At 54.3% G+C, this 12,830-nt stretch carries 7 protein-coding genes; 3 read left to right on the forward strand and 4 right to left on the reverse strand.

Going from position 1 to position 12,830, the window contains the following annotated elements:
• Window positions 1–6: 6 nt before the first annotated feature.
• On the reverse strand, window positions 7–321 hold the full coding sequence (locus B0E50_RS17850) for a hypothetical protein (protein ID WP_139350732.1): 315 nt from the start codon (window positions 319–321) through the stop codon (window positions 7–9).
• A gap of 181 nt (window positions 322–502) precedes the next feature.
• On the opposite strand from B0E50_RS17850, the gene B0E50_RS03110 reads away from it, so the two are divergent.
• Entirely contained in the window at window positions 503–5,263 is a 4,761-nt protein-coding gene (locus B0E50_RS03110) for a YadA-like family protein (protein WP_077439637.1), read from the forward strand.
• Between the two features lie 53 nt (window positions 5,264–5,316).
• Entirely contained in the window at window positions 5,317–6,129 is an 813-nt protein-coding gene (locus B0E50_RS03115; RefSeq protein WP_077439638.1) for an OmpA family protein, read from the forward strand.
• 203 nt (window positions 6,130–6,332) lie between these two features.
• Here B0E50_RS03115 and B0E50_RS03120 read toward each other — a convergent pair whose 3' ends face one another.
• The gene (locus B0E50_RS03120) at window positions 6,333–7,253 is read right to left on the reverse strand and encodes a helix-turn-helix domain-containing protein (protein ID WP_254427163.1); all 921 of its coding nucleotides are present in this window, start codon (window positions 7,251–7,253) and stop codon (window positions 6,333–6,335) included.
• Between the two features lie 533 nt (window positions 7,254–7,786).
• On the opposite strand from B0E50_RS03120, the gene B0E50_RS03125 reads away from it, so the two are divergent.
• The gene (locus B0E50_RS03125; protein ID WP_077439640.1) at window positions 7,787–8,521 is read left to right on the forward strand and encodes a DUF2968 domain-containing protein; all 735 of its coding nucleotides are present in this window, start codon (window positions 7,787–7,789) and stop codon (window positions 8,519–8,521) included.
• Window positions 8,522–9,651: 1,130 nt separating this feature from the next.
• Here B0E50_RS03125 and B0E50_RS03130 read toward each other — a convergent pair.
• Window positions 9,652–11,277: an MASE1 domain-containing protein gene (locus B0E50_RS03130; protein ID WP_168170799.1), complete on the reverse strand. Its 1,626-nt coding sequence runs from the start codon at window positions 11,275–11,277 to the stop codon at window positions 9,652–9,654.
• Window positions 11,278–11,650: 373 nt separating this feature from the next.
• On the reverse strand, window positions 11,651–12,346 hold the full coding sequence (locus tag B0E50_RS03135; RefSeq protein ID WP_139350734.1) for a LuxR family transcriptional regulator: 696 nt from the start codon (window positions 12,344–12,346) through the stop codon (window positions 11,651–11,653).
• Window positions 12,347–12,830 lie beyond the last annotated feature (484 nt).

Here is a 12,830-nt window from a genome sequence, read left to right on the forward strand (position 1 = left end):
CTATGTTTAAAAAGTCTTCACCCCTATGCTGTTCGTGTCCGATATAGCAACGCCCGCATTGCGCGGGCGTTCTCTTTTGTAAGGGTTTGCTATCGAGACCGACGGCTTGAATGTACCAAGTAGTCGTTGCGTAGAAGTATCAGCTTGGTATTTCTGAGCCGGCAAACTGGTCGCGCATTCGTCAGCATCTTGCCGGACAAACAAGAAGAGCAAGATTGCATCGCTACCTTTGACATCAATGGCCTTGAAGGATGCCAATTCGATGTCAGGCAGGGAGCTTGATGGTTCAACCTGCCGTTTTTGCGCATGCAGTTGTTTCATCGGCTCTAGGCATTGCCGAATATGCATAGCCCGATGCCGAATAGGCACATCGAGCAGGCATGTCATGCGCTCCAATGGTCCCCGACAGCGTGTCTCAAAGCATGGCGCTACGAGTTGCACGGCGACTGATGCGTCATAAACGCGAGCCAAGTCTCGGCTATCAGTAAAGGGGGCTCTACCAATGAATCGCATATATCGCCTGGTCTGGTGTCGATCTCTTGGCGCCTTGGTTGTCGCTTCCGAACTAGCCTCCTCCAAGCGACTGGCCGGCGGGTCTCACCGAAGCGCGACTTGCAGATCCTCCTTGCTGTTATCTGCCTTCATCCTTGCTGCAATCGGCTTTTCCCCTATTCCTGCTGCTTATGCGCAGTCCGTCGGGGATGCCAAGCTGGCAGATCTTCAATCTCTTGTTGACAAATACGACAGTACCCGCCCGGTAGCGCAAGCGGCTGCCCATGCACAGGTCACCGATTCTGCACTTGTAGTCGCTGGTGCTACAGGCTCGACAGCACAGTCGCCGGCCAAGCACAGCTATCACCCTGCAGCAGTAACTGGAGCAGCAGTAACTGGAAGAGAAGCAGCATTGGAGGCGGACACTCATTCGAAGATGGCTCATGCATACATCGTTGTTGATGCGCATTCCACTATGACATCGACGTCGATCGCAGTTCGCGCAAGCACCCAGGTCAAGCAGCAAACTGTTTCGCCGGTATCGGAGGTGACTGTTGCCAGCGTGGTGACGCCAGGCAATGCAGAAACATCGGGTCGACAGCCAGATATGGCATCTGACCGGCGCCTCGTTCACGCCACCAAAGCCAAGCAGTCAAAGGCGACAGCCTACAGCGACGCCGTCAATGACGAAGACGCACCGCGAGACGAGAATTCTGACTCGACTTCAACATTAACATTGCCGTTGCTGTCACAGCCTGCTTTCTTGGCCCCCAATGTGCCAACGACACTCTCATCGACGCCGCAGGACGTATTCTCGACGGCAAGCCTATTCACACCCATGGCCTCCGGCATTCCAGAAGCGGTGCCTGTTGTGCCAGCACCCGGGCCAACGCCTACGGGCCTGATTGTCGGTAATGGCGGCGTGGTGGGTACCGTGACCCAATTGCTTGGATCGACGACGAATAGCCTGTTCAACAATACAAACGGTTATGTAACCAATGGAAGCTTGCAAGTCAGCAATGCCAATTTCACGCAAGGTTATTCCACGCTGAACTTATTGGGACTACCTGTGCTCAATCTGACCCCGGTGGGTACATTGCTTACCTCCACGAGTGGCGCGGTGGTCGGTGAAACCGGAATCAATTCCCACTTGACCCTGCTGGGTGGGGTTACCTCAGGAAACTATATCGACAACATCAACAACGGTGCCGCCGGAGGGCTTCTCGGCATCGTGCTACCTACGGGAGCACCAGCTTGGGCATCCACCTGCCTGAATGTCCTGGGTGTATTGACGGAGTCCTGCTGGGGCGTAAATGCTGCGCAGGATAATCAGGTGCTGGTGGGTGATGGTGCATCGGCCAACGGTTCGGAAGAAGTGGTGATCGGTACCAACGCGAGCCATACACTGCCGACTGTGGCGGCCTGCACGGCATTTCCCGGCGCGAGCCCGAATGATCCAACTAACCCGTGCGGCGTGCCGACCGCGGACTATCAGGCTCGCTTGGGGCACTCCGTAGTGATTGGCGACAGCGCCTCGGGCACAGCTGACGCGCAGACCATCCTTGGTGCGAACGCCACTTCAAGTGCGGCCAACAGCGTGGCATTGGGCTACGCGTCCATTGCCGACCGTGGCGCGCAGACGAACTACGCTGCTTATGGCCTCTCTGCACTTCAGGACTCGGCCGGTGAGGTATCGATTGGCTCGCCCGGCCAAGAGCGTCAGATCACCAATGTGGCCGCTGGCAGTGCACCGACTGATGCGGCTAACGTCGCCCAGCTGCAAGGTGTCGCATTGGTGGCGGATAACTCAGTGCAATACGACGACACCAGCAAGACGGTCGTGACACTTGCCGGTCCGGTTAGCACTGATGGTGGCGTGACTGGTGGCACCAAGATAACCAATCTTCAGCAAGGTAGCCTTAGTGCGACGAGTACGGACGCGGTGAACGGTGCGCAACTGAACGCGACGAACAACAATATTTCGAACATCTACGACACCGGCACGAAATATTTCCATGCCAACAGCACCGGTCCGGACAGCAATGCCAGCGGGACAAATTCAATCGCCATCGGGCAGCAATCCGCTGCAGTGGGCGTATCTTCAATCGCCATGGGTAACGGTGCGACAGCGTCCAGTGACAATTCTGTCGCTATCGGCAACGGAGCAGCGGCACAGAATGGCAATGCGGTTTCGATTGGTTCGGGCAATACGGCCGATGGCAACGGCGCGGTGGCCATGGGTGATCCGAACACGGCGACTGGGCAGGGCGCGGTAGCGTTGGGTTATGAGAACCAAGCAATTGGTCAAGGTGCCGTTGCTCTCGGTTCAACGTCGGTAGCCAATGGAGCGAGCGCCGTGGCATTAGGCGATGGCGCGAGCGCCACGGCGGCCAATGCGCTGGCGTTCGGCACAGGCGCAAATGCCAGCATGGCCAACAGCATCGCACTGGGGGCAGATTCCACCACCCTTGTGGGCGCATTGAGCAACTACTCGGCCTATGGGCTGACTACACCGCAGACTTCCCTAGGTGAAGTCAATGTCGGAAATCGTCAGATCACTGGGCTCGCTGCAGGCAGTGCACTGACGGATGCGGTTAATGTCGCCCAACTGGAGGGTGTGGCAGCGGTAGCGGACAATGCTGTGCAATACGACGATGCCAGCAAGACGGTCGTAACACTCGCCGGGCCGGCCAGCACCGATGGTGGCGTAACCGGTGGCACCACACTCACGAATCTGCATCAGGGCGATCTCAATGCGACGAGCACGGACGCGGTGAACGGCGCACAGCTGTACGCAACCGACAGCAGCATTTCAAACATCTATGATACCGGCACCAAATATTTTCACGCCAACAGTACGGGTGCAGATAGCACTGCCACCGGCACCGATAGCGTAGCCATCGGCATGGGAGCAGTAGCGAACAATACTGGCGATGTGGCGCTCGGCGCTAACTCGATAACCGCGGCACCGCACACTGGCGACATGGTGTTCTTCGGTGGCACAGCAGCTGGTACGGCTCTTTCGGTAATATCGATTGGCTCCCCCGGACAGGAGCGACAGATCCAGAATCTTGCCCCTGGTGTCGTTACCTCGACATCGACTGATGCGATCAACGGCTCCCAGCTTTACTCGGTGGTTACTGGGGTCAACAGCCTTGGCGTCTCGTTGGCCAGTTCGCTAGGAGGCAACTCGACCTACGACACCGCAACCGGCGTGGTGTCGGCGGGCCTGAGTTATGGCGGCAATAGCTATAGCTCGGTGCAGAATGTCATCAATGCGCTGACCGGCGGCGGCACGAGCCAGGGGATCAAATATTTCCATGCGAATTCCAATCTGGCCGATGCCGATGCCAGTGGCACCAATAGTGTGGCAGTGGGCCCTGTAGCCAGCGCGAGTGGCGACAGCAGTGTAGCCGTGGGTGACGGCGCCAATGCCTCAGGCGATAGCGCCATGGCATTCGGTTCGTCGGCGACAGCCAGTGATACCGGAGCGATGGCATTTGGCAATGCAGCCAATGCAACGGCGGCCAATGCGCTCGCGTTTGGCGCCGATGCCAGTGCCAGCATGGCAAACAGCATCGCATTGGGTGCCGGCTCCGTCACTCTCGTCGGCGCACTGAGCAACTATACGGCCTATGGGCTGACTGCGCCGCAGACTTCCCTGGGCGAGGTCAATGTAGGGAATCGCCAGATCACTGGAGTCGCTGCAGGCAGTGCGCCGACGGATGCGGTCAATGTCGCCCAACTGGAAGGTGTGGGCAACCAGGTGCAGGCGGTGGACAAGCTGGCGGTGAAGTACGACGCCGACTCCGCAGGCAATGCGACTAATGAAATTACATTGATCGGCGATAGCAGCGGAGCGGAAGTCAACATCACCAACCTTGCCGCCGGTTCCGAAACGGCTACCAGTACCGATGCAGTAAATGGTTCGCAGCTATGGCACTGGACCCAAGATACCAACAACATTTATAGCAACTACAGCCTATATAACGACATCAACAATCTCACCAGCGGTTCTGGTGGTGTCAAATATTTTAATGTCAATTCGACATTGGGCAATTCCAGTGCGAGTGGTTCCAACAGTATCGCCATCGGGCCGGTCGCAAGCGCCAGCGGAAGCAATAGTGTCGCTTTAGGCAATGGAGCCACGGCTACCGGTAGCAATTCGGTAGCCATCGGTGCTGGCTCGGTGGCCGATCGTGACAATACGGTGTCTGTAGGCAGTGATGGAAACGACCGCCAGATCACCAATGTGGCAGCAGGCACCCAAGGCACGGATGCCGTGAATCTAAATCAGCTGGATGCATCGGTAACCGCGTCTACAGCCGGCTCAGTCCGCTACGACACCAATGCGGATGGAAGCATCGATTACAACAGCGTGACGCTGGGGAATGGTGTCGGCAGTACCAGCATTCACAACGTCGCGGCGGGTGTCGCCGCGACCGATGCAGTAAATGTCGGCCAGCTGAACAACGGTATCCAGCAGGCCGTCAACTGGGCCAATGCATATACCGATCAACAGGTACAGCAACTGGCCAACCGCGCCAATGCCGGCGTAGCAGCGGCGATGGCGATGGCGGGACTGCCTCAAGCATATGAGCCGGGCAAGAGCATGGCTGCGGTATCAGCTGGCAGTTTCCGTGGTGAATCCAGTTTGGCGATAGGGGTCTCGACAATCTCTGAAGGCGGTCGCTGGGTCTACAAATTGACCGGATCGGCCGACACGCGGGGTGACGCAGGCGTATCCATAGGTGCCGGTATGCAATGGTGAGTCATGGCCGATCATGGGTGTTTCGAAACCAGTCTGGAAGGAGCATGCAAACCATGAAATGGCGCGAATACATATTGCAGACAATACTGATGTGCTCGGTGCTATTGGCGGCCTGCAGCACAACGCAAAGCAAGATTTCGTCAAATAGCAATGATGGCGGGGAAGCAAGCTTCCCGGACCCGACTCGCGCGACGATGCCCGAGGGCATTTTTGTCAACATTGAAAATCTGCGCAACGTTGCACCGGGCACGACCAAGGCTCAACTGTACAACTTGCTTGGCATTCCACATTTCAGCGAAGGTGTCATTGGCGTTAGAAAGTGGAACTACATCTTCGATTTCCGCAAGTCGAACGGCGGTCACTTTAGCTGTCAGTATCAAGTCGAATTCGACAAGCATGATCGCGCAAAAACTTTCTACTGGAAGCCCGAATCATGCAAATCCGTGCTTGCCGCTTCTACGATCGCGACGAACTTTGCTCCAGTGGCTCTACCAAAAGAACCGATCCGGCTATCCACGGATGCGCTCTTCGATTTTGACCGTTCGAATCTAACCGAACAAGGTCGCGACCAGCTTTCAAGGTTGTTGCAGCAAGTACAATCAGCCAGTCAGATTGAGAACATCTTGGTCGCCGGTTATACCGATCGTATCGGTAGCGACAGTTACAACCAGACACTGTCCGAAAAGCGGGCTGACTCCGTACGCAATTATCTAATAGACAAAGGCGTTTCCCCAGGGGCGGTGCAGGTCGAGGGTCATGGCAAAGGAGATCCACTTGTAAAGTGCCCGAATTCCAACCGCAAGGCTTTAATTGCCTGCCTGGCACCAAATCGGAGAGTCGAGTTGTCCGGGGTGAGCCAGCCGTGAAGCCACGGCTGCAACGAGTCGGTCGTGATCGGCACCGTGGGTTGGCACATGAAGTTCGTGCCAAGTTGGCGCCCTATTCCCCCGATGGCCGCTTCTCCACGGTGCCGATCACGACGGATTTCCGGGCTCCAACATCCGGGCTCAGCAGATTGCCTACGTCGACTTGGCAAATATCAAGCGGTATCTTGCCGACAGCATAATGATCACGACTTTGACATTGGTGAGGAATTTATCATTGGCGTTCTCATCAGCGTGTCGTGCGGTAATTCGCCAAACACGCGGCGGTAGCTGTCAGCGAAGCGCGAGAGATCCCATAGTCCACAGCTCAATGCCACAGATTTCACCGATCGCCGGCTGATGTCAGATGATGCAAGGCTCCTACAAGCCGTACAAAGTCGCAGCATCGACAGGTAGCGATTGGGCGAGATGCCCAGCAGGTCTTCGAACGCATAACGTAAGGCTCGTTCGCTTATCTTGGCGGCATCGCACATTTCGTTGATATAAATGTCATTCCTCAGATTGGTTCGCATAAATTGCTCAACGCGTTGCACTATCAGATAGTGTTTTCGTCGTCCACGCGAACAACCAGGTAGATCTTCGGCCGTAACGGCCATGCTCGCGGCTAGGTGGCCTTTTAGGAGGATATCGATATCTAACTTGTTCGTGACAGGAACGTTGGTTATTCCCAACAATTCACTTCGTGTCAGATATCTTCTGATGTTTTGATAGATGGTCTTGAGGCGTTGCGCCGAAGGTGTATCTGATAAATGAAATAGGGTATGCAGACACGATAGATCTCCTGCGTGACGAGGATAGATCTCGGCAAGCTTCATCTCAAGCTGTTCCAGCGGAAGCAGTATCACCGTCAGGCTGGTTCCAGCGCTGAGCAAGAGTTCACTATCGCCATCCGGTAACACGGTGAAAGCAGTGCCTGTCGCGAGTGTTACACCATGGCACCAACTGTGTCTGTCTGTGTAATGAATATAACCGAGTAGGCACCAGTTTTTCGGCACAGTCAGATGTGCTCTGAATGAAAAGGCGCATTCGGCGTTGAAAAAGCAAGCCTGATCTTGCGCTAGAGTATCAATAATGGGCTGTGGGCGAATGGCTTTGAGCAGGACCATTTCCAAGCTGCAGACTTTCAGCGTTCCGCTGAGGGATGCCAAATCGCAAGGCAATGTGATTCCGTCATCCTTGGTCCCCATCGTGTTCCCCCGTGGCTCCAACTTTATTCGACCAGGATAAAATTCTTTCCCCAATTCCCTGACACGATGGCCTGCTCAATTTTATCTGTGTGGCAGATATGTGCGTAAAGCCAAGGGTCGCATCGCGGTTCGATATAGTTCATTCCACGCGAGTCGTAGGCTCACTCCATGCGCGATTTGGCGTCGCCAAAATGTTGCGATCCATAGATTGTTGCATGGCCTCAATTGAAGAAGAACTTCGAACGAACGGTAACTGTAGGTTTCTACAGCTAGATTTTTCTATTTTTATAAAATATCAGGAATGCTGGAGGCCTGTTTTGCCCGCTAACGGGTAGAACCCCTTGACCGCGGGAGCGGTACCTTTAGACTGCTGGGATTGATAACTATCAGCATGGATCTAGCTGCTGGCAGTGGCATTTTTCTATCAAGTGCAACTATCGGGGATACGAGGGATGAATCCAATAACTAGTAGCGCGAATGCGCAGCGGCTCTTTATGCCGTTGGTCATGCTTGTTTCATTCGGTGTTTCGGCTTTTTCCTTTGCCGCGCAGCCTCCACAGGCGCATACCAGTGAAGCGAACTCTGCGTCAGACGTTGCATCTGGAAGCACTGTAAATTACCTGCTCCAGTTGATGGATAGCCATCAATTGACCGAGCTGAGAACTACTTATAACGGCACCTATGGCGCCAGTCTTCTGTTTCAGATCGACAAGTTGACTTACTTTGTTGCGCTTTTTCACGACAAGATGTTTTGGCGGGTTATTCAGACCTATTCGGAAAAAGATGCCGAAAGCATCTATCGCACATTTGCTGCGCAGACTGAGCAACTAGCGGAGGTAGACATCGATGCACTGCGGCTGCAGGCTGGAAAGAAGTATGCCGAGCATATGGTTGCCATGAACGAGCAACGGCTTCAGAACTTGCAGCAGGATGCCGCACGGCAGCAGCAGCAGGCTCAAGAGGTCATGGTCCAGCAGCAGCAAGCCAAACAACAGGCTGTCATGCTGAGCAGCGACCTGCGTAGCGCCAGCAATCAGCTCGATGCGGTTCAGCAGCATATACACACATTAGAGGCACAGCAAAATAATCCGGAATTGATTCTGCCTGCCCCCGGCAATTCCGTGGTGCACGATGCACCCGATGCATCACCGGCCGTAGCGCCAGCCTCGTCCAACGTGTCTCATTGAGGCCTCGCCTCACTGATGGCAATGCCGACTCAGGAGGCCGCTGAGTGTCAGCGGTACTCCATCCTATTTAGCGTGACTCTGCAGCTCCACGGCTTTGTCCTAGACCATTCGTCATAATTAACCATTTGGTCGCCGATGCTATCTGGCGTGACATGGAGCCGGCGAGCATACGGGATTGATCGACTGGCGTTGGCACTGGATTTCTTCTGCATGTTGAAATTGGCGATTAGGAATTATGAACGGGTTGCTCGCTACGCAGCAGGTTTCGAGAAACGGTGATCAAACAGTGCCCGCAATGATTGTCTATGTGGGCGCTGATGCAAACTTTACGCTTCGAGATTTGCGATCGGTGCAACTGAGTCGCTAGTTGGCCGCCAATAACTTGCCTCGACACGACAGCCACCGGTTCATGCGGTTTCGGATACCTCGCGGGATTCTAGAGTGCGTCTCCCGATCAAGCGGAAGTCAGTCACGTCGCTTCAAGTGATTAACATGATGCGTACGCCTCTCCCGTCCCAGAATTGCTGATACGGAGACCCAGCTTGCGCCATCGCCACGGATGGCGCGGCACAAAATCAGAAGGTGGCCGGAACAGTGTTGGTGCTACCTTTCCATCGGCATATGTGTGCCGCTATGAATGGATGGGGGCTTTATGTTCTGCATATCACGCAAGATCGTTTTGGCTGGACTGTTCGGTTTGGTTCTCTCGGCACCTGGGTTTGCAGCCAAACTACCTTCGACAGGGCTAGGTCAATCGTGGCCGAATACCAATGATGTGAGCACCAGTCCGCACTACCACGTGTATCTTTTCGCGCGAGATGGGATCCGATACATCCAAGTCAATGACTCTAGTGGAAAGGTGCGAGCTGCCTTTGCAACAGCCAACCAAGTCATTTTTGTGCTGCCCATTGGTACGGATGCTCAGGGCGCCCAAACGTCTCAGCAATCTGCTGCACAAACGACAATAGTCAACACATCTTTGACGGAGAAGGTCTACTCCGACAACGTAGTACAGGTGACTGCTACACCACAATCCAATGGAGCGTTGCTAGTAAGTGCTTCGTTGGCGGGTTGCACGGACCCATACAACTGCATAGGTGGCAGCGTGGTTTCACAGTGAAATTGACACTTTAATTCACCCATAGCTGAGTTTGAGCAGGAGCGGTTGATCGCTCCTGCTCTTTTTTTCTCACATCCTGTAGCAAGAAAGTGATTCGAAGCTTTTCGTGGGTCGATTTGACGTGGAGCTCACCTTCATAGAGGCTGACGTGGTCACGCATGGATGCCAAGTCCAGTCCATTTGCTCCAAATCGAGCAGCCAGATATTGGCTCTCTAACTTTTTATATGAAGGATCCATCATCTGGATATCTTGAACTGCACCTTCTAAACGAAGAACCGCCCAGCGTTCGCCGTGTGTCTCCCCTCCACGCAAAGATAGGGTGATGGTAAGACAGGTCTCTTCCCCGCAGATGTAAACCACCGTTTCGCAGGCCAAGCGATAGATGGCTGCCTGAATGCAGGGGGCGAGCTGGCTCAAGCCACGCCCCTTGATCTTGCAAAAGTAAGCCATCCCCGCTTCATCAAGGGTATGTGCAATCGTCTCCTTAAGCGCTGCAGCTAGGCCCCTGTCGCGCCAAGCAACGGGATGCATGCTATCTGCAAGTCGGCAAACCTGGCTGTTCGTTGCGGCGGCTTGCCTGTAGAAATTCTGAGTCTCAGAAGTTTTTAGCAGGTGCTTGAATCGATCGAGTAAACGGACGTGCGATAGTTGTAACGCACTCCTGACTTGCTCAAGTGCTGTTGCCGTTTGACGCATGCGAAGCTCACCCTGGTACAAGCCATTCCGAGCAAGCTCCATCGCACTCTTTGCATCGAGGCGCCTCCGCATTTCCTGCAGGTTCTGGGCTGTGATCTGTGCACCTATGGCAAAGAGACAGGTCACCGCGAAAGCGATGAAGGCCTGTGCTTGCAGGAGATCGGGTTCGGGGCGAGATGCGATCGCGGAGCAAATGCAAATGATTGCGAGCGTTCCACCTAGCACTGCTGCCCGCCAACCGTACCTGATGGTCAGCCATAAGACAGGCAAGAACATTATCATCCTTGTAAGTTGCTTGGCATCCTCGTTGCCGTGCAGGCTCAGCCAGGAAAGGGCAATAAGTGTGGGAAGGATGAGGCTAACGGTCTCTATCAATAACCGACTCTTGGCAAAGCGTTGGAGCCTTGAGCGAAGCAGGCCAGCGCTGTAGTCCGTTTTCGCTATCAATACCCACGGCACGACGGCGAGTATGGAGATGTACTTCCCGACGAAGAGGCCAACAACCATCAGCGACTTGACTTGCAGGGGCGGATTTCCGGCGGGCAGACGGACCGCTGCAATCGTACCGAAGTTGACGAGTGCCCAAGCCAGCGATACCAGCAATCCGCAGATGAGCAACGCCTTGACGTTGATAAGTCGTTTGTTTGGGAACAATGCAAGGCGATTTTTGCACCACCATACAATCGGCATTGCGAGAGCGATAGGCGGTATTGTTTCGAGCAAGACAGCCAAGGGGCCGAACTGGGCAACGCAGAGAAAATTAAAGTACGCAAGCGGGAGCAGTTCGCCAACAACCAAGGCTGGCCAAAACCGGTATGGAACCAGCAAAAGACAACTAAGTCGAAGCCCAGCTGTGATCGGAAAGTGTGCATCCGATACCGGACGCAGCAGAATGTAGGTTACTGCATACGCAACGATTGCCGCGACTTGGCCGAACAAAAAATTCCCTCTTATACGCTGCATATCCTAGCTACCCCATAGCTTGAAATACTGCGCCCCATCCAAGATCCCATGGGGGTTTTTTCTTGCGAATTTTTATCGGTTCCACGCAAGGCTCGCATTGCATCTTAACCAGATCCTCCCGTGAAATCGTGAAGATATGCCCTGGGAGTCGAACACCGTCACGTTTTCGAGCTTAGCCTGATAAATCACGCGGGGAACCTGGTAGAAATCCTCAGTCTCAGGTGCCAACAAAAATGAAGCGACTTTCGCCTCATGCCCGAGGTCAGAACAATGCGCATCCTTGAGGTCGGTTGCTGGGCACGTCCGTAGTGTGCTCGTCATCTTTTGCCACTAGCTGGCACCGGCAGGATCAAAGCATTCCCAACAGCATCGCCTTCGCAACTGCTTGCGTTTTATTGGTGACGTCGAGCTTGGTTAAGCTGCTTGAGATGTGAAACGTAACAGTGCGTTCGGAGATTCCAAGAATTCTACCGATCTCGTCTGCTGTTTTACCTGCAGCACTCCATCGCAGCACTTCGCTTTCGCGGGCCGTCAATTCGCAATCAGATATCGGCATCAGCCTTTGTATTTCAGCAGTGCTGATCAATCCGTGGATAATATGTGATAGCCACACCAGCTTCATCTCAGTCTCTGCCAATTCCGACGAAGTCACCACTTCATGCGACCGAGCCAGAGAGAGCATGCCGGTGGTCATGCGCTTGCCGTGGGTGGTGAATGCCCACCCATGTCTTATCCCGTGTGACTTTGCCTCTTCCCAGAACGCTGGCTGGCTTTCAAAAAGATCATCCGTCCAGACAACAGGAGATAGCTCTGGCGATGATGTTCGCTGAATGACTGGATCAATCTCGAGGTACTTATTGGCGAAATAGTGTTCCAGCCAAGCGGCGGGATACGTGCTGGCCCATGTGACGCTCGGTTCTGAAACGAGAGTCGGGATTTGCAAAACGTAGGAGCAGTATTCGAACCCCAGATGATGCACGATGGTCGCGAGTTCTTTTAAAGCCTCGGCATTCGACCTTCCCGCTGACAGCGTCAGCCTATTCAAGCAGTCTTCGCGCCAAGACTTCACAGGATTTGCCCTGACGCAGCTTTCGGAAGATGGCAGCCGATTGTCTTATGACACTGGGTGTACGGTGAATTACCCGACTTTGTTGTTAGGCGTTGCGAGCTCGTCGTCATGCTCATCACAATCTTCTTGAAAAGACCTTTGGATAGCTAGATAAGCATCACCTTGGGCGCTTTTCCTAGCCTGAAATGACAGTAAGAGCTAGTGTGGAAATATTGATCTAAGAGAGAATCTTAACGCTACTTGTTTATGCATGCCCGCGAAGTGTCGGACTGGCTATTTGGGCTGCTGTCGACGCCGTGGATGCCATCGTAAGCTAATTGCCTCTGTAACGGGTTGATGTACCGCGGGTCGAACTGTGTCGCTTACGGTTACAGTTGTAGAGCTTCTGGATGTAGTCGAACTTTGATCGGCGCGTACCAGTGCGGGTGCTCCAGCCTTCGTCTCAACGCTTACACCATCA

The organism is Rhodanobacter sp. C01 (assembly GCF_002001045.1).
In the GTDB taxonomy this organism is placed as follows: Bacteria; Pseudomonadota; Gammaproteobacteria; order Xanthomonadales; family Rhodanobacteraceae; genus Rhodanobacter.

Bases quoted from the DNA above. Each gene is read 5' to 3' on its own strand.
- B0E50_RS03125 (WP_077439640.1), top strand. From the start codon at position 7,787: ATGAATCCAATAACTAGTAGCGCGAATGCGCAGCGGCTCTTTATGCCG.
- B0E50_RS03120 (WP_254427163.1), bottom strand. From the start codon at position 7,253: ATGGTCCTGCTCAAAGCCATTCGCCCACAGCCCATTATTGATACTCTA.
- B0E50_RS03110 (WP_077439637.1), top strand. From the start codon at position 503: ATGAATCGCATATATCGCCTGGTCTGGTGTCGATCTCTTGGCGCCTTG.
- B0E50_RS03115 (WP_077439638.1), top strand. From the start codon at position 5,317: ATGAAATGGCGCGAATACATATTGCAGACAATACTGATGTGCTCGGTG.
- B0E50_RS17850 (WP_139350732.1), bottom strand. From the start codon at position 321: ATGAAACAACTGCATGCGCAAAAACGGCAGGTTGAACCATCAAGCTCC.